The organism is Mesorhizobium sp. M7A.F.Ca.US.007.01.2.1, assembly GCF_003998165.1.
Lineage (GTDB): Bacteria > Pseudomonadota > Alphaproteobacteria > Rhizobiales > Rhizobiaceae > Mesorhizobium > Mesorhizobium ciceri.
In genome coordinates this window covers 37,429-54,981 of the sequence record NZ_RZQP01000003.1, presented here as the reverse complement: position 1 = coordinate 54,981, position 17,553 = coordinate 37,429, and the positions used below count along the sequence as shown (strand labels likewise).

The following is a 17,553-nucleotide window of genomic DNA, read 5'->3' as shown; positions in this document are numbered from 1 at the left end:
TTTCAAGGCACTTACAGATGCGCCAATGAACAAGAGAGATGCAATATTGAGCGACGAAGTCATCGAAGCTAAGAATGTATCCAAATGGTATGGTGCCTTCAGAGCACTAACTGACATCAACCTAACCGTCCGCAAGGGCGAACGTATCGTCATCTGTGGGCCCTCAGGCTCGGGAAAGTCGACGCTGATCCGTTGCGTCAATCGGCTCGAAGCGCACCAGGATGGCGAGATTACCGTCACTGGGATTAGGTTACATAACAAAATGCGCAACGTAGCTGAAGTTCGCAAAAGCGTCGGCATGGTTTTTCAGCACTTTAATCTTTTCCCGCACATGACCGTGCTGATGAACTGTATGGCGGCGCCGATGTGGATAAAGGGCGTTCCAGAGGGTGAGGCTAGAAAGATCGCGCTTAAATTCCTAGAGCGCGTGCGCATTCCCGAACAGGCGAACAAATATCCGGCTCAGCTCTCCGGGGGACAGCAGCAGCGCGTCGCAATTGCCCGGTCCCTCTGTATGGAGCCTGCAGTCATGCTCTTCGATGAGCCGACCTCCTCGCTCGATCCAGAGATGGTCGCTGAAGTGCTCGAGACTGTGACCGGACTCGCACGCGACGGCATGACCATGGTATGCGTCACCCACGAGATGGGCTTTGCGCGCGCCGTGGCCGATCGAGTAATCTTCATGGATCGAGGTGAGATCGTCGAAGAGGGTACACCGCACGACTTCTTCAGAAACCCGCAGCACGAAAGAACGAAATTGTTTCTCAGCCAGATCTTGTCGCATTGAGGGAGCCATCCTTCAACGAGGCCGTTCGACCGAGTTACTGTGTATCGAATGCGTTGCCTCAGGCCAGCGAGACAACATGTGCGGATATTGTATTCGTACGTATTGGCTGACATACATCAGAGCGTTCTCGGCAAGCGCCTCGTTCCCGGAAGCGCGAGAGTAGGATCCCGCTGAGCTTGTGCGCAGCCCACCGTGCCAGTTCGCGTCCAGGCGCGCTGAGGATTGGCTCGCCACACATGATCAGGTTGCAAGAGTGCGGCCTCAACCCTCTGCCCGCAACCGACCACAATCTGCAGACGTCGTCCTCTGGCAGATTCCCGACCATCTTTGGGTGAACCAAACGGATCAACACATGTTAAAGAACATAACCTTCGACCGCCACAGCTCCGACAAGCTTAAGAGTGAGGTCACGATCGACATTGATAAATGGGGGGTTCCTCATATCAAGGCTCAGAACTTGCACGACCTATTTTTCGCGCAGGGTTGGAATGCAGCTCGAGACCGCCTCTGGCAAATTGATATTGCGCGCAAACGAGGTCTCGGTCTCCTGTCACGAGACTTTGGCCCCGGATATTTGGAGCAGGATCGGGCGGCGCGTCTCTTTTTATTTCGCGGAGCCATGAGTGCAGAATGGCAGGCGTACGGCCCGGATTCCGAAGAGATATGCTCAGCGTTTGCCGAGGGGATCAATTCCTACGTAGACAGTTGCCATGACGGTTTGATTGCCTTGCCACCCGAGTTTGGCCTCCTCGGTCACACTCCCGACTATTGGAAACCCGAAGACGTCGTTCGCGTGCGAACGCACTCACTAACCCGAAATGCGATTTCGGAGCTTCTGCGCTGCAGGGTGATGGCATTGGCAGGTGTGGAACGAGGTACCCGCCTCGACAGGTTGAGACAAGAATTGTCACCTCCGATAGCGCCACGACCAGCGGAGGGCCTTGACCTCGCCTTTATGACAGATCGAGTACTGCAGGATTTTCGCTTGGCAATCTGTCCCGTCTCATTCTCGAGGGAAAGACTTGCAGCAAGTCTTCAGGAAGCTGACCGTTGGACCCGCGTAACACCGAGTGATGAGATCATGCAGACGGTGTTCCAAGAGGGCTCAAACAACTGGGCCATATCCGCAACAAAAACCACAACGGAGCGACCAATCCTTGCTCTAGACCCGCATCGCAAGCACGTCCTTCCGTCCATCAGGTATCTTGTACACCTGAGTATGCCCGGGCTCGATGTAATTGGCGCTGGAGAGCCTATGATCCCAGGAATCTCCATGGGTCACAACGGGACAGCCGCCTTTGGTCTGACTATTTTCGGCGCTGACCAAGAAGATATTTATGTTTACGAAACCAAGAGTGAGGGAAATAAATACTTATATAAAGGGGCCTGGGAGCAGGTGAAGACTATACACGAGAAAATTCCAGTTCGCGCCCACACCGACCAGGAGGTAAAGCTTCAGTTCACACGCCATGGACCCATTTTAAACCAAAATGCTGAAAAAGACCGCGCCTTCGCACTGAGAACCGTATGGATGGATCCCGGCATGGCACCTTACATGGCCAGCTTGGCCGTAATGCGCTCTAAGACATTTTCAGAATACACCTCCAGTCTAGCAAACTGGGGTTGTCCTTCAGTTAATCACATCTATGCGGACACGTCGAATGTAATTGCGTGGAAACCGTCAGGTGCGGCTCCGGTCCGAAGAAATTGGGACGGCCTGCTTCCGGTTCCAGGAGACGGTCGGTTCGAATGGGAAGGGTATTTGTCACCGGACGATGGGCCGTTCGAGATGAACCCCGCCAAAGGTTTTGTCGCCACTGCCAACGCAATGAATGTTCCGGAGGAATGGAGTAGATCGCATCCTGCTTTTGGCTACGAGTGGTCTGACAGCAGCAGACATGATACCCTTCATACAACTCTCTCACGATCAGAGAAGATCTCGTTGCGGGACTGCATGTCGCTGCAATGTTCGGTGTATTCGCCGATAGCAGTTCGTATTCTTGCGAAACTAGACACTCTTCTCGGTTCGGTTGCAAACATGCCTGCGTTGCACTTATTTTCTAACTGGGACCGGCATTTGGATGCGAGTTCGCCAGCCGCCGCGTTCTTTGAGATTTGGCTTAGCAAACACCTTGGCCCGACAGTAGCTCGCTTAGAAAGCGCTGACGATGAAGTGTTGGCACTGCTCGTGCCTTTACAGCCTTCGGCCATAGCCTCTTGGCTCGAACAGGCAGAGCCTAGTGAAAAGTTGAAGCATTCCATAATGGAATCCCTAACTTCTGCCTGGAGTGAATGCATATGTCGATTTGGCGACGATTCTGCCTCATGGGCATGGGGCAGTATACATAAGCTTGATTTGCGCCACCCTCTGCAGGCACTGACGTCTGAACAATGGTCGTTGGGCGCCATAGCCCTCGGCGGAAGTAGCTCAACGCTCAATTTTTCGAGTTACCGAAGCGGCCAATTCTCTGTTTCAGAAGGACCGTCAGTGCGGATAATCATGGACGTTGGGTCATGGGATGACAGTCTCTTTATTAACAATCCAGGTCAGTCGGGTGTTCCGATCTCAAGTCATTATCGTGACCTCAATCACGATTGGCAACGGGGCGAATACAAGCCCTTGTTATATTCAGAGGAGTCCATACGGAGGGAGCTCGAACATAGGGTCGTCCTGTCTCCCGCTGACTGTTGAGGATGCGACAGTATAGGCCGCTTACCATTGTAGCAGGAACATATCGGTCGAACTCACCTGGCGGCAAGGTGAGGATCGACACTTTAGCGCCCGCCGGCCGACTTTGATATTGACAGCGGAACGCCCGGCCGGAATCTGGATGCGCTTGTGGGGCAATGATCCCGCTGGTGTGCGGCGACCACCCCTGATCGTCACGAGCAGGGCCGTCGCGGCCTCCAATAATGTTGCAGGAGACTTAGAAGCGGGATGTCCCGCATTGGCAATTGCTCTGCCTTGGGGCCATAGGGAAGAGGGGTAAGGTGCTGGCCCGACCACCGGAGAGCGCGTCTGTTACTACAAGGCTCGATCGCGGCCGCATCACGGCCCTCGGCGGCTGCCGATAACGCGCGCTTCGGGCGCTACCAGTACGCATTGGCGATAATCGCATCTGCTGTAGGAGAGCACTTGATTCGAGACTGACAGTGCGACGGTCAACAGGGTTCGCTATCATTGTCGAGCCGAGTTCAAGAATGGACACATACCTCAGGGAGGACCTTTCAGGGGGCAGACCATTGTCTGTCTCCTCATCCGAGAAACAAGCTAACCTCGCAGAGAGTGGCATCAGGGCAACACGTCATTGTCCTTCGATGCGACTGAATATCGACGACTTCAACGCGGCTTGCCGCCTTCGCGTATAGCCGCAGGACCTTGAATGCCGGGAACCAGCCGAGAAATGTTGGCGGTGGGTGAGCGCCTTTCATTTTTCAAGTCCGCTACATTCTGTCTGTCATATACCCGAAGGCGGCGATGCTTGTTGCCCGCCCGATGTGGTTAGCAGTTGACGTGCCTTCTTATGTATCTTCATTCAGCCTGCGGTGGCACGCTGGCCGTTTCGTTGAATGGCGGGGGAAAAAAGGCGTTGATGACTCAGGCTTGCGTGGAGCACTCGTGGGGCGCTCGATTGACAATGTTATTCGTGGAGAATGCTTTCCTTTGTGGAGGAGGATGATTCTCTCGTCCAGTTCCTTGTCGGCCTCGGTAAGGCGATGATTCAGGCGAAGGTAGTCGGTCCAGGTCGGCGTACGGAATGTCTCCGTCCATAGCACAGGCTCCTGAAGGTTGCGCTGGAGAGTCCAGTGCCGAGCACCAACGCGACTCTGTACATGCCGGCACCCGCGCATGGCGAGGAATTCTTCTAGATTTTCCACGAGTATGAGGTACTCGACTTTGACCACGATGGGGCCGCTTCTCGGCTTGAGACTGAGGGCGACTGCCGGCGCGTCGAATTCCTCCAAAGGGTCGGGCTCGGCCTCGCGACCCTCGCGAAGGGGAAACAGGACGCCGCTCGCAATGGAAGAGGCAGTGCCAGAAAAAGGGAGCACGCCGCACAGGCGACGCATGCCAGCGTCATTAGTTGCTCTTCTGACAAGCTCCGTCTTAATAGGCTGTTGGCGACGCCAGCCATGACGGCGCCTGTGCCGAAGCCGGCGATGATGGTGCCATAGGCGAGCGGTCCTTCGCCCAGCTGATCGCGGACAACCAATGGCAGCAGTGCGAGTATGGCGATGCCCGACAGGCCAAAGAAGGTTCCGCGGGCGATCGCCGTCTTGATTTCCGATGACATCGCTGTGAAGCGCAGCCTGTCATAGATGGCCGTCCTCATTGACTCACGTGGGAGAAGTGAGGAGCGAACCTTCCATTTGCATCGCCATATGGTGACCAAAGGGATCATATAGGTGAGTGTAAACATAGCGAAAGCCGTCATAAGTCCGAACGACGCAATCATGATGCCGCGAGCGCCGGTCCCACGGTCCGTGCAGTGTTGAAGCCAATGGAGAGGAGGGTGACGGCAGCGGGAACTTCGCGTCGGTCCACAATATCGCCAACAGAAGCCTGCCAGGCGGTATCGTTGAGCGCGGCACCACTTGCGATCAAGAAGCTGAAGCCGAAGATCATCCACGGGGCGATAAAGCCCAGCACCACTGAAGCCGTAGCATCGCGGATGCTATTACCATTAGGCATCGGCCGGCGAACATGACTCTTCGACGGCTGAAGTTGTCGGCGAGAACCCCTAGCGAAAATGGACAAAATGAAAGCGGGCAGGTTAGACGAAGCCTGCTCGAGCGCAACCATCAGATCGGAGGTCGGAACCGTTGCCATTAGCCAGCTGATAGCAACGGTCTGCATCAGCCAGCCAAGGGAAGAGACTTGAGAGGCTAAACCAGATTGAGCGAAATGTCGTATTCCTGAGCGGCGCAAACGTCTTCGGCGAAACTACATCCGCATCTGCGCCCGCCGCTTTGCTCATTGCTCCGACCGATTCGGTTCCGCCAAGCTTAACCACTTCGCGCGACACGATCCTCTTACACGTCGGATGCGCCAAATGCAGTCTTTGTATTAGTGTCATCTGGTAGCGAGATGCGGAGGTGGCGGCGGAGAGCCGTCGCTGGTGTCGCAGCGGCCTTACATCAGTGCAAACATGCTGTTGCGTGGCGCCGGCACAGTTCCCCCGGCGTCGGCGGCTTCGCCGGCAAGAATGCGAAGGCGCGCCGACTCGCTGCCAAGCTCAAGGTCGTCAGCATGGTTCTTCTGGCCGAGGCTGACGAGCTTGCCGAGCAACTCGGCGCCTTTGTCGGCGATCCTCTGGCGAGAACAAAGCTGTCGGAGACCAGCGTTGCCTGCATTGAGCGGCCGATGAAGGCACTATGCGCATCTCGCTGCGAGATGCAGCCGATATAAAAACAGCATTTGACGCTAGCCGCCAGGAAAGGGGATTGTCACCCCGCATGAGCCGGCGAAGCTTTTGTTCAATTTCGAACATGGACGCGATCGCGCGTTTTGCGCAACCAAACCACGACACACTGATTGAGGTGAGATATGGCGACGACACGCTCCGCAATTCCTCTGACTGGTGTACCGTTTCCGATATCAGAGTATGAGCGCCGGCAAAACAATGTGCTGGATGCGGTTGCTACGGCAGGCTTGGACGCAATCGTAGTAACGGCGCACGGCCACTTGAAGTATCTCAGCGGCTACGATGGGAGCGGTGGATATTTCGCGCCTTTCCCTCTTATTCTGATGCCGGGTCGGGTCCCGATATTTGTTGTCCGAGAATATGACGAGCAGGCAGTACGTTCATATAGCTGCATCGAGGAAATTGAAACCTATACACATCAGCCTGATTTTGGCAGGGTCTGCGCCGATGTATTGCGTCGACTCGGACTGGACAATAAGCGAGTCGGTTTCGAGCTTGGCTGCTGGAATCTCGCGCCCGCCGACGTGCGCGCAGTCCAAGACCAGCTCCCGGATCTGAAGATTACTGACGTCACCCGACTGGTCTCGTCAGTGTCAGCAGTGAAAGGAGAACTTGAGTTGGCGTGTATGCGCGATGCTGTTCGACTCACTGACGTGGCAATTCGAACCTTTCAGCAATCGCTTCGTCCCGGCATTACGGAGATCGAAATGGCAGCGGCCCTAGCTGCGGCGGTAACAAACGACCCCAGCAACGCCGCTGGGGATATCGGGCTTGCGCCGGGTACCATTTTGTTTGGAGAGCGAGTGAAGTTGCCCCATGCGCCAGCGACCCATCATCCTCTCAGCAACAACGAACCTGCCTTTCTGGAGATAGGGGCTTCGAAACACGGGTATACAGTGGGAATGGTTCGATGCGCAGTCCTTGGCAAACATCCCGAAACCGAATCTTTGCACGGCTTGGCTGAAGAGGTCATTGCGGCCCTTGTCTCCTCGATTCGACCAGGTGCTACGCCGGCGGACGTTCACGCTGCTGGGGGCGAGGTGTTGAAGCGATCTGGACGCAAGGGCGTCTTCCGCCAACGAACAGGATACCAAACTGGCATCAATTGGACTGAGCGCGGCGACCTAAGCCTGGAGCCCGATGTAAATGAACCACTCCGAGCTGGCATGACCCTGCACATGCCAAACATTTTGTGCAGCGAAAGTGGCTACCTATTTGGTGCCGGCGCACACGTGCTCGTGACAGAGCGCGGCGCGGAACTCCTGAGCGAAATCCCGCCAACACTTTATCGGGCGTGATGCTAGGCGGCGTGGACAAATTTGAGCCAGTATCTGGCGGTGGCTAGGTAGACCATTCCGAGGAAGCTATTGGCCAATTGATCGTAGCGGGTGGCAATGGCCCGGTTGATTTTGAGGTGGCCGAACATGCGCTCGATTCGGTTCCGCTGCTTGTAGAGCGCCCGGTCATACTCGATCTTCACGCGGCGGTTTGATCGGCCGGGTATGACGGGTTTAATCTTCCGCTCGGCGAGATCGGCGCGAATGGTATCGGCATCGTAGCCCTTGTCCGCAAGGAAGGCGTCCGGTGCACGAGTCCCCCTTTTCCGCCCGCTGCCGAGACATGGGCGCGAACTGTGGTGCTGTCGATGCTGTAGTGGCCGCTGTCCGCCATGACCTCGGCGAGCATTACCGCCACGGTCTCCCAGACCCCGGCCTCGCTCCAGCGTCGGAACCGACGATAGATGGTGTTCCAACTGCCGTATTTGGGCGGGACATCCCGCCATGGAGCGCCGCAGCGGAGCCGCCAGAGAATGCCGTTGATGATCGAACGATTCTGCTTGGGAGGTCTACCTCGGCCGCGTTTGTCAGGGTCGATGGGCAGCAAGCCCTTGAGAACACGCCATTCAGCTTCGGTGAGATCGCCCCTGCTCAAACCTGCCTCCAAAAAGCAGCCTTGAATCAATCCTCTTGGGCTACGTCAATCGCATCGACGTCCGAAATTCCGTAAGGCGGATATACTATTCCGCCAAGGTGATGGACAGTTCGAGAGGGCTGTCGCTATCCGCGAAAAATCGGCTGCCATCCTCAAACTCGATCACCACCTCTCCATCGCGGTGGCGCATGACACGGCGAACAACCTTGCCAATCAGCATCGACGTAGCTCGTTCGCTCTCTTCTTCCAGTGTCATTCCCAATGCTAACAACCCGATCGCAGGAAAGCGACCCTGCTAACATCGAATTTGTCCACGCCGCCTAGGGTCTGCGGTTTGCGGATTGAGTGGCAAAGCGCATGCAGTCCTGGAAAGTAGGTCGTGGGAGGGGGAGGAGTGTCGCGATGGTGACAGCTCTTCCTACTCAGACCTTTGCCATTGGCCGTTGCCAGCAGAGCCAGAGTTTATGATTGCCAGCACTTCGCAGCTGGTCCTCTAAGGCCGAAGCTTATCCATTTGAGGGCAAACGGCTTGTTATCGGGTCGCAGTCGCCGGCGCCAACACCGAGGCCTGAACGCGGGGCTATCTCGGTTCTAGATGGTTACGATATCCAAACTGCATTTGACGAAAACACCGGTGGCATCGATCATTAATTACGCACCGGCGCCTGATCCAAATTACTCAAATGCGGGAACGTGCCTATGGTTGGCGTTGACAGGTTCAAGGAGATCGAGATCGAAGCGATGACTTGGCGCCGGTACCTGCACGAGAATCCGGAGCTTGACTATCGGGTGAATGACACAGCGGCATTTGTGGCGGAAAAGCTGGCTTCCTTCGGGATTAACCACATCGAGTGCAGGATAGCTGAAACCGGCGTGGTTGCGTTGATCCAAGGTCAACTCGGAGATGGGCCCACTATCGGGTTGCGGGCCGACATGGACGCTCTGCCTATACTCGAAGCTTCAGGCAAACCTTGGACGTCGAAAAGGTCCGGACAGATGCACGCGTGTGGTCACGACGGGCATACTGCAATGCTCCTTGGCGCCGCGAAATACCTCGCCGCGACCCGGAACTTCAAAGGGTCCGTTGCCCTGATCTTCCAACCTGCCGAGGAAGATGGCCGCGGCGGCCAAAGAATGGTCCAGGAGGGGATCATGGACCGTTTCGGGATATCTCAGGTCTTTGGCATGCACAATTGGCCAGGCATGGAGGTTGGTGCGTTCGGCATTTGCGAAGGTTCGATTTTTGCCGCGCTCGACGAGTTCGATATTGTGGTCAAAGGCAGAGGGGGTCACGCGGCCGCTCCCCATCTGACAATTGACCCCGTCGTTGTTGCAGCTCAGATCATTTTAGGCTTGCAGACACTAGTCTCACGCAACACGGACCCCACCGAGTCCCTGGTGATCTCCGTCACAAAGCTGAACGCCGGACAAGCTTACAACATCATTCCCGAACGCGCGGAGATTGCCGGAACAGTCAGGACACTGTCACCGATTTTGCGCGACTTCGCTGAAAAACAGATTGAGGCGTGCGCGGAAAATATTGCACGCGCTTCCGGGGCGAAGGTCGAGTTTCAGCATCGCCGCCTGGAGCCCCTCACTGTCAATCATCCCGATCAAACGCGTCGGGCAACAGAGGTGGCGCGTGCTCTGGTCGGCCATTCATCGGTGAACCCCAAAGTCAAACCTAGTTTGGGGTCAGAGGACTTCGCGTACATGCTAGAGGCGCGGCCGGGGGCATGTATACTGCTTGGAAATGGATCGACTGCTGCTCTCCATAATCCAACCTACGACTTTAACGATGAAGCACTGCCATACGGCATTGGATACTGGGTCAACTTGGCCGAGGCTGCTCTAGCACCATGACATTGTCCAAGCAAAACAACCTTGGCTAATCAAGGCTGAGATCACAAGAAGAGGGTAACGACATGAAATACGAAATAAATCGCCGACGATTGCTGCAGGCGACATCGACCGCCATGGCGGCTGGCGCTCTGTCTTCAATTGCGGGCCGCGTTGCGGCCCAAACACCCAACCAGATCAACGTAGTGCTAGGCGGCGGCGATTGGGGAAAGGCTAACATTGAGGCTTACGCTAAGCCATTTGAAGCTGAGACCGGTATCAAGGTCAACCCAATCACCGACGACATGGGTATGGGACAGGTCGAGTTGATGGTAAAATCGGGCAATGTCACGGTAGATGTCGGGGCGCTTACGCAAGGGTCCGGCTTGGTCGCAGCTAAGAAAGGAATTCTTGAAGAAATTGATTACTCCTTGTTCAGGAAAGAAGAGCTAGACGGAATTTATGAATTTGCCAAGCAACCGTTTGGCGTGGCAAATTTGATTTACTCATATAATATGGTATATAGCACAGACGTATTCCCAGCTGATAAACCCCGGCCGACAAACTGGGCTGAATTCTGGGATGCTGATAAGTTTCCCGGCGTTCGCACCTTGGTGTCCGGCCAGTTTGGTTCAGAAGGACCCTGGGAAGAGGCCCTGTTAGCGGACGGTGTATCTCCCGATAAGCTCTACCCGATGGATATCGACCGGGTGTTTGCCAGTTTGGACAAAATAAAGCCGCACATCCGTAAGTGGTGGAGCAGCGGATCAGAGATTCAACAGATGTTGCATGATAAGGTCGTTGACATCGCTCAATCGTATGACGGAAGAGCTCTACTGTTGATCGATCAGGGCGCCGCGACGGAGATCAATCGAAACCAGGCGAAGCTGCAGTGGGATTATTGGGTCATTCCAAAGGGTTCACCCAACGCGAAGGCTGCGCAGAAGTTTATCGAATTCGCCACTCGCGCGGAACGTCAGGCAGCATTTTGCCAATTGTTTCCTGAGGGACCAAGCAACGGCAATGCGTTCAAACTTCTTCCCGAGAAAGTTGCGCGCAAGCTCCCTACCCACCCAGATTACATCAAGAGCAGCGTTTCCATCAACGGCAAATGGTACAATGAGGTAGGCCCCAGCGGTGTTTCCAACACTGAGATGCTTATCCAGCGGTGGAATGAGTGGATCCTGCAGTAGGGTTGGTTGAAGTGCGAAAGTCCGGTCGGGGTAACTCCATACCGGGCTAAAGTCGAAACTGATGCTGAAAATGTGACGGGGAGCGGGGTAGCCCACTAGCCTCTCCGCTCACGGCATCGGGTACGACGGCAGAAGGTACGGCAAATGCCTGCTAATGCACGCCAGCGATGGTGGAGGAGCCACAGTGAACATGCACGCAATGAATACCGCCCCCCGTTCGGAAGTTGACGCTGCAGATGTGAACCAATCGGTGCCACAAATTCAGTTCAGCAGTGTTACCAAGATGTACGGGAGTGTTCCGGCGGTCAGGGATCTGTCGCTGACCGTGCGTCGCGGCGAGTTCTTGACGATTCTCGGCCCGAGCGGCTCGGGTAAGACCACTACCCTGATGCTCTTGGCCGGCTTTGAGGCCCCGAGTTCGGGTGATATTATGATCGCCGGCCATTCAGTGGCTTCGGTCCCGTCCTACCGGCGCGATCAAGGAATTGTGTTCCAGAGCTATGCGCTGTTCCCGCATCTCACAGTGGCTCGAAACCTGGAATTCCCTCTCGAAATGCGGGGCATGGCTCCCGATCAGAGGAAGGTTCGGGTAGCCCGTATGCTTGAGCGCGTGCATCTAGGGGAATTCGGCGGTCGCATGCCATCCCAATTGAGTGGCGGTCAGCAGCAGCGCGTGGCGCTAGCCCGCGCGCTGATTGCCGATCCACCCTTCCTATTACTTGATGAACCGCTTGGCGCACTCGACCGTAACCTGCGTGAGCAGATGCAGATCGAGATGAAGAGCTTGCACAAGGAGTTCGGTATCACGACGGTGTGCGTTACGCATGACCAGGAGGAGGCGCTTACTCTGTCAGACCGGATTGTTGTAATGCGCGCAGGACGTGTCGAGCAAATCGATACACCAGAGGCCCTCTATGATCGGCCATCATCGTGCTTTGTCGCTAAATTTCTGGGTGAGGCGAACATTCTCGAGGATGCCTTGTTGCTGGCCAGAGGGGGCAACGCGCCGCAAATCGGCACCGTTGCGATGATAAGGCCAGAGCGCATCAGTGTACTTCCGAAGACTGCGGAGTGGGCTCAAACGGACCAGCGGCAATATGTTGCCGGTGCGGTCGACGATATGATTTTTGCCGGCCCTCTGCGAAAATACCATGTTCGCGTTGGCAACAATGTTCTCATCGTCCGGGAACATGTCGCGGCAGACCAACCTGTTTTCCAGCCAGGCGAGGAGGTTTGCCTCACGTGGCTGCGGTCAGACATTCGCTTCGTTTCGCCATAAGCGATTGATAAGGGATATCCATGAAGCTTTTGCGCAGAATGGCCAAGGTGCCACTTGGGTTAACCGCGCCCGCGTTCGCGCTTTTGCTTGTGGTTTTCGGTGCCCCTATAACCTTGCTTTTCCTAAGCAGTGTCAATGCCCCCGATTTCTCGTTCCAATACTACGGAGCGTTTTTCGCCCAGCCAGCTAATGTGCGGGTGCTCTTTCAAACGATAGAAATAAGTCTGGTCGCAACTGCCATCTGCTTAATCGTAGGCTATCCAACCGCGTATCTGATCGTCACGGCATCCAAGACTCTGCGCATGACGCTCATCGCTCTCGTGATCATCCCCTATTTGACCAGTGGGCTGGCGCGTACCTACGCATGGATTGTTATTCTTGGGGATCGCGGGGTCATCAACAACATCTTGCTGGACGTCGGATTGATCGATCGACCTCTGCAACTCATCTATAACCGAACCGCGGTCTATATTGGCATGGTCCACATCATGCTGCCGATGATGATACTTCCCTTGGTTAGTGCGATGATGGGGATCGATCGGTCCTTGATGGCTGCTGCACGCAGTATGGGAGCGGGACCTTTCACCGCTTTCAGGCGTGTATTTCTCCCCCTTAGCATTCCAGGCGCACGGAGTGGCTCGCTCCTAGTTTTTGTGTTCTGCCTAGGATTCTATATCACGCCGGCGGCACTTGGGGGATTGCGCGATGCCATGCTTTCAACCTTCATTGCGGCCGAGGTGAATAGCTCGTTCGATATTCCGCGCATTGCCGCTGCGTCCTTCATCCTTCTCGGGTTTGCCATTGTGGTGCTTTCCATGGTCGGGCTTGACCTCTCCGGCAAACAAGAGCAAAGCCAAACTCGAGCTCCGAAGGGCTCGATGTCCCGACTACCCATTGTTCTTGTTATCAAACGAAACTTCAGCGAAATTCTGCGTCCCTATCGTGTCAAACGGTGGACGGGACGGCGCTACGTGCCTGGGGCGGAAAGGCGATGGCCTAAAGTCGTCGCGATCGTTTTTATCGTTTTGGTGATGGCCTTTCTTTTATTCCCAGGGATAATCGTTGTCATCATGTCGTTCAGTTCCGGGGCATTTTTGCAATTTCCGCCTTCGGGCCTGTCGCTTCAATGGTATCGCTCGTTTTTCGGCGATGCATCTTGGAGCGGAGCAGCTTGGACCAGCGTCGAGATTGGTGTCGAGGTAGCTGTTATTTCTACTCTATTGGGAACACTTGCTGCTTTCGGATTGAGCCGAATAAGCGCAAGACTTCGCGGCGTGCTGACAATGATCATAATCACGCCTATCACCTTTCCAGTTATCGTGGTCGGTATCGCGACTTATCTGGGTCTCATCCAGATTGGTCTAATCGGCACAAAGGGTGGTATCGCCCTCGCTCACAGTATCGGCGCTGTTGGAATTGTGGTGGTGATCGTTTCTGCGACGTTGGCCAACTTCGATCGGACGTTAGAGCAGGCGGCCAAGAGTATGCGTGCCGGACCACTGCAAACGTTTTTTCGCGTAACACTGCCGTTAATCAGGCCGGGAGTGATCGGCGGCGCCATGTTCGCATTCCTCCAGTCATTCGATGAAGCGGTCATAACGTCTTTGGTCGGCGGTCTGTCGGTGCGGACGTTGCCCTTGAAGATGCTGGAGAATATCCGCCACCAAATCGACCCGACGATTGCTGCAGTCGCTTCTCTTTTGATGCTTCTGCCTTTAATCTGGATGCTTGTCCTCTATGCCGTCTGGTGGCGTTCTCGACCGAGCATGCAGCGAACATTACAGGAAGCCGCTGCCTAACTGGCGTGGCAGATCCACTTCCTGATGATGCGTCCGACCTATTCCTACGGACTGGCGACAAGCATCTGTTCGGGGCTTCAACGGGCGGATAAAATGGCCACCTGGTCCAAAACGGAAACCAGTAAAGCTCTTGCAATTATCATCTGGCACATGCGGATCAAGGATTCGGACTATGTCTGGGATCGGCCGGCCTTGCTCGCCAGCAAGCTCAGACCTGCCGATCCTCTTGCTGCGCGCCAGGATGGAATTCGAGGTCAACGGCGCTGACCGGATCGCACAGATCCTTCGCCCGTCTGAACAACGAACAGCTAGCCAACGTCAACCGGCTGATCGCGCGATTTCTGAAATCGGCTACCCACCGCGACTTTGACCTTCCTCCTCCCTTAGTGCACCGGGATCAAGGTGACGAACCAAGGGACAGGTCAGCAGAGCGAGCCCTGGTCATCTGAAAACGCGATGGTGCCGTCTCGGACATTATATTGGCGAAGTGGTGACCGCGTGTGCATAGTTCCAGGCGAAAAAAATAGCCGTGTACAAGACCATATGCCCGGTCAAAGTCGCCAGATCACCCGCAATAGGTTAAGCAATGAACGAAGCACCACATCTTACGTTTGATCTCGATGCGCATGGCGTGAGCAGAGGACACCTCGTTGTGCCGGGAGGCGCCGACCATGAAGAGTTCTCGCTTCCGGTTTTTAGTCTTAATAAGGGCGATGGACCGCGCCTTCTTATCACCGGTGGGAATCATGGCAATGAAATGGAGGGGCCATTAGTCGCGCGGCGGCTTATCGAGTGGCTGCCACAAGCGCAAACCAGTGGTAGGATCATCGTGCTGCCAGTGCTTAATCCATTGGCAGTTCAAGCATGGAGCCGCAATACTCCGCTTGATGGTTTGAATCTGAACCGCGTGTTTCCGGGCCGTGCCGACGGGTCTGTTACGGAACGAATCGCGGATGCGGTTTCACGCGTATTGTTGCCAAATGCCGACATCGTTTTCGATCTGCACAGCTTCGGCCCAACGTGGGATTTTCCCCCGGCGGTCATCACGCATCCAATTGCTGATGCGGATCTCATGGCTAAGACGCTCGCAATGGCAGCGGCATTTAAGCTGCCCGTAACATTGCTCTGGCAACATGACGACACGGCTGGGATGTTCGACAGTTGGGCACATAGCCTAGGGAAGGTATTCGTTTGCGCGGAATTCGGCGGTGGTACGGTTAGCGCAGAAGCTCTAGCGATTTATGAAGCTGGAGTTCGCAACGCGCTCGTTATGCTTGGACTCGTCGAAGGAAAAGTCGAGGACGTGTCTTTCCGTAACAAAAGGTCCAGTCAGACCCTTGAGACGCTGATATCAGACGAGTTGAAATCGCCCGCGCAGGGTATCTTCGAACCTCGCTGCTCTGTGTTGGATGAAGTGAGGTCGGGAGATCTTATAGGTATCCTACACTCTATGGATTCTGTTTCCGCTCCGTCCATTGACATCCGAGCGCCTGGGCCATCAATCGTCCTAGCCATAGGATCGGGCGCGCATGTCGACCGCAATGAAGGGGTAGCCATCCTTGCGCGGCCGCTGCATAACTAGAGGTACAGATTAGCCGCGCCTTGGCCAGCTGTAGTAACTCCGGTATGAAGGCACTGGCCTCGACTGGAGCTTATAGGCCAGCTCCTCGGATCGATCAGCGGCTGATCCTGTCTTCCAAAATCATGCCAAAAAGATTGCTTGATCCTTGATCGCTTGGTTTATACTAACCATGGTTGAAAGTGGCGGTCCGAGATGGGAGCTGGCCGGACGGATTGATCGCCTAGCTTCTGTTATGGAAGCAGGGGCGACGATCCGGCGCACCGCGACCAAGAGGGGAGGCGGACGGTGCCGTCCCCGCTGACGCCCGTAAAACAACTTTATCGTATCTTAAAACGAGATGGGCACGTTCGGGGCTTTATATTGGCAAAACCGATTCCGAACGGGGCATAACTTAGGACAGAGCGCGCAAATCCGGCCGCAGCTCATAGCTTGGCCAAACTCGAGTATAATTCAGTGCAGATCAAAGACGTCATTCTCACGCCCGGCAACGGCGCCTTCTTTTATGACGATCAAGCTGCCATTAGGGCAGGGGTTGGCCAGGACGGTTTTGTTTACGTCGGCGAGCCATTGACGCCCGGCTTCCGTGATATCCGTGTTCCGGCAGCTTGCTTAAGCGTCGGGCTTGTCCTGGAAGACGATATGGTCGCCTGGGGCGATATGATGGGAGTGCAATACTCAGGGGCTGGCGGGCGTGACCCCCTGTTTGACGTCGGAGCCATCATGGATCTCACGTCACGTGTTGTTGTCCCGCGGCTCTTAAACATTGATGCGTCCAGCTTTTTGACAGCCTGCTCCAGTGTCTTCGATCTCCATACTGGGAAACGACTCCCACTATGCATCGAATATGGGGTCAGCCAAGCCCTTTTAAGCGCTGCTGCCCATGCTGCGCGTCGTACCATGGCGGAGGTGGTTTGTTCGGAATTTTGCCTATCCATGCCGCATCGTCGTGTCCCAATTTATTGCCAGAGCGGTGATGCGCGCGAAATCAATGTCGATAAAATGATCCTGAAGGGGGTGGATGTGATCCCGCATGGCCTCATCAACTCGCGTAGCAAATTCGGCGTTGGGGGAGAAACCTTTCTGGATTTCGTCAAATGGGTGGCGCACCGCGTCAAGCAAATCGGCCAACCAGACTATTCTCCGGTGCTGCATTTCGATGTGTACGGCTGGATCGGTATGGAGATCGGGCTCGACGTCCAGCGCATCGCCGACTTCATCAGTAAGGTTGCTGACGCGGTTCCGGAGTTCACGGTGAATATCGAATCGCCAGCCGACTTCGGGTCTACGCCGGCGCAGGTCGAAAATTACGGGCAGATCGTCGGCATTCTGAATGCGCGCGCGTCACGTGCGCGCATCGTTGTCGATGAACGCTGCAACACCTTAGAGGATGTGCGTCTGTTTGCGGAGGCTAAGGCGACCCATCTCGTGCAGATCAAGACGCCGGACGTGGGCTCGATCGCCGACAGCGCCCGTGCGGTGCTTCTGTGCAAAGAGAACAACGTGGACGCCTATGTGGGAGGCAGCTGCAGCGAGACGGATCTCTCCGCGCGAGCGACGGTTCACATTTCGGTGGCAACACAGGCGGACATGATGCTCGCGAAGCCTGGCATGGGCATCGACGAAGGTCTTTCCATTGTAGGCAACGAACAAAATCGGTTGCTCGCCATGCTTGATCGGCGTCGGGCACAAAACCTGAAAGCCGCGTAGGAAGCGCCC

12 protein-coding genes and 2 pseudogenes are annotated in these 17,553 nt (G+C 55.5%); 10 read left to right on the top strand and 4 right to left on the bottom strand.

Annotated elements, in window-relative coordinates; all coding sequences use genetic code 11:
• The first annotated feature begins 43 nt into the window (after positions 1-43).
• Positions 44-787 carry an amino acid ABC transporter ATP-binding protein gene (locus EN949_RS01080; protein WP_135921822.1) on the top strand — a complete coding sequence of 248 codons (744 nt, stop codon included), beginning with the start codon at positions 44-46 and terminating at the stop codon, positions 785-787.
• A 352-nt stretch (positions 788-1,139) separates the two neighbouring features.
• Positions 1,140-3,479: a penicillin acylase family protein gene (locus EN949_RS01075; protein WP_063170375.1), complete on the top strand. Its 2,340-nt coding sequence runs from the start codon at positions 1,140-1,142 to the stop codon at positions 3,477-3,479.
• Positions 3,480-4,309: 830 nt separating this feature from the next.
• Here EN949_RS01075 and EN949_RS01070 read toward each other — a convergent pair.
• Both EN949_RS01070 and EN949_RS35750 read right to left on the bottom strand, forming a co-directional pair.
• A pseudogene (locus EN949_RS01070) lies at positions 4,310-5,766 on the bottom strand (MFS transporter).
• Between the two features lie 155 nt (positions 5,767-5,921).
• Complete coding sequence (locus EN949_RS35750) at positions 5,922-6,077, bottom strand: hypothetical protein (protein WP_164548527.1); 156 nt, start codon at positions 6,075-6,077, stop codon at positions 5,922-5,924.
• 258 nt (positions 6,078-6,335) lie between these two features.
• Here EN949_RS35750 and EN949_RS01060 point away from each other — a divergent pair, with 258 nt between their 5' ends.
• Positions 6,336-7,511, top strand: coding sequence for a Xaa-Pro peptidase family protein (locus EN949_RS01060; RefSeq protein ID WP_063169317.1), 1,176 nt, complete (start codon positions 6,336-6,338; stop codon positions 7,509-7,511).
• Between the two features lie 2 nt (positions 7,512-7,513).
• Here EN949_RS01060 and EN949_RS01055 read toward each other — a convergent pair.
• Positions 7,514-8,145 (bottom strand): annotated as a pseudogene (locus EN949_RS01055) (IS5 family transposase).
• An 85-nt stretch (positions 8,146-8,230) separates the two neighbouring features.
• The gene (locus tag EN949_RS35745) at positions 8,231-8,401 is read right to left on the bottom strand and encodes a hypothetical protein (protein WP_164548526.1); all 171 of its coding nucleotides are present in this window, start codon (positions 8,399-8,401) and stop codon (positions 8,231-8,233) included.
• A 443-nt stretch (positions 8,402-8,844) separates the two neighbouring features.
• Between EN949_RS35745 and EN949_RS01050 the strand changes: the two genes are divergently transcribed.
• The 7 genes from EN949_RS01050 to EN949_RS01020 all read left to right on the top strand — a co-directional run bounded on the left by EN949_RS01050 (position 8,845) and on the right by EN949_RS01020 (position 17,544).
• Complete coding sequence (locus EN949_RS01050) at positions 8,845-10,008, top strand: M20 aminoacylase family protein (protein WP_063169316.1); 1,164 nt, start codon at positions 8,845-8,847, stop codon at positions 10,006-10,008.
• Positions 10,009-10,070: 62 nt separating this feature from the next.
• The gene (locus EN949_RS01045; protein WP_063169315.1) at positions 10,071-11,177 is read left to right on the top strand and encodes an ABC transporter substrate-binding protein; all 1,107 of its coding nucleotides are present in this window, start codon (positions 10,071-10,073) and stop codon (positions 11,175-11,177) included.
• A gap of 190 nt (positions 11,178-11,367) precedes the next feature.
• Positions 11,368-12,456 (top strand): ABC transporter ATP-binding protein, encoded by a 1,089-nt coding sequence (locus EN949_RS01040; RefSeq protein WP_224570037.1) that lies wholly within the window; start codon positions 11,368-11,370, stop codon positions 12,454-12,456.
• Between the two features lie 20 nt (positions 12,457-12,476).
• Complete coding sequence (locus tag EN949_RS01035; RefSeq protein ID WP_063169314.1) at positions 12,477-14,255, top strand: ABC transporter permease subunit; 1,779 nt, start codon at positions 12,477-12,479, stop codon at positions 14,253-14,255.
• Positions 14,256-14,279: 24 nt separating this feature from the next.
• Positions 14,280-14,522, top strand: a complete 243-nt coding sequence (locus EN949_RS01030) for a hypothetical protein (protein ID WP_127273917.1) — start codon at positions 14,280-14,282, stop codon at positions 14,520-14,522.
• A 319-nt stretch (positions 14,523-14,841) separates the two neighbouring features.
• Entirely contained in the window at positions 14,842-15,837 is a 996-nt protein-coding gene (locus EN949_RS01025) for a succinylglutamate desuccinylase/aspartoacylase family protein (RefSeq protein ID WP_063169313.1), read from the top strand.
• 453 nt (positions 15,838-16,290) lie between these two features.
• Positions 16,291-17,544 (top strand): methylaspartate ammonia-lyase, encoded by a 1,254-nt coding sequence (locus EN949_RS01020; protein WP_063170371.1) that lies wholly within the window; start codon positions 16,291-16,293, stop codon positions 17,542-17,544.
• Positions 17,545-17,553 lie beyond the last annotated feature (9 nt).

Coding starts and splice junctions, on each gene's coding strand:
- EN949_RS01075 (WP_063170375.1), top strand. CDS start 1,140: ATGTTAAAGAACATAACCTTCGACCGCCACAGCTCCGACAAGCTTAAG.
- EN949_RS01060 (WP_063169317.1), top strand. CDS start 6,336: ATGGCGACGACACGCTCCGCAATTCCTCTGACTGGTGTACCGTTTCCG.
- EN949_RS35745 (WP_164548526.1), bottom strand. CDS start 8,401: ATGACACTGGAAGAAGAGAGCGAACGAGCTACGTCGATGCTGATTGGC.
- EN949_RS01050 (WP_063169316.1), top strand. CDS start 8,845: ATGGTTGGCGTTGACAGGTTCAAGGAGATCGAGATCGAAGCGATGACT.
- EN949_RS01045 (WP_063169315.1), top strand. CDS start 10,071: ATGAAATACGAAATAAATCGCCGACGATTGCTGCAGGCGACATCGACC.
- EN949_RS01040 (WP_224570037.1), top strand. CDS start 11,368: ATGCACGCAATGAATACCGCCCCCCGTTCGGAAGTTGACGCTGCAGAT.
- EN949_RS01035 (WP_063169314.1), top strand. CDS start 12,477: ATGAAGCTTTTGCGCAGAATGGCCAAGGTGCCACTTGGGTTAACCGCG.
- EN949_RS01030 (WP_127273917.1), top strand. CDS start 14,280: ATGATGCGTCCGACCTATTCCTACGGACTGGCGACAAGCATCTGTTCG.
- EN949_RS01025 (WP_063169313.1), top strand. CDS start 14,842: ATGAACGAAGCACCACATCTTACGTTTGATCTCGATGCGCATGGCGTG.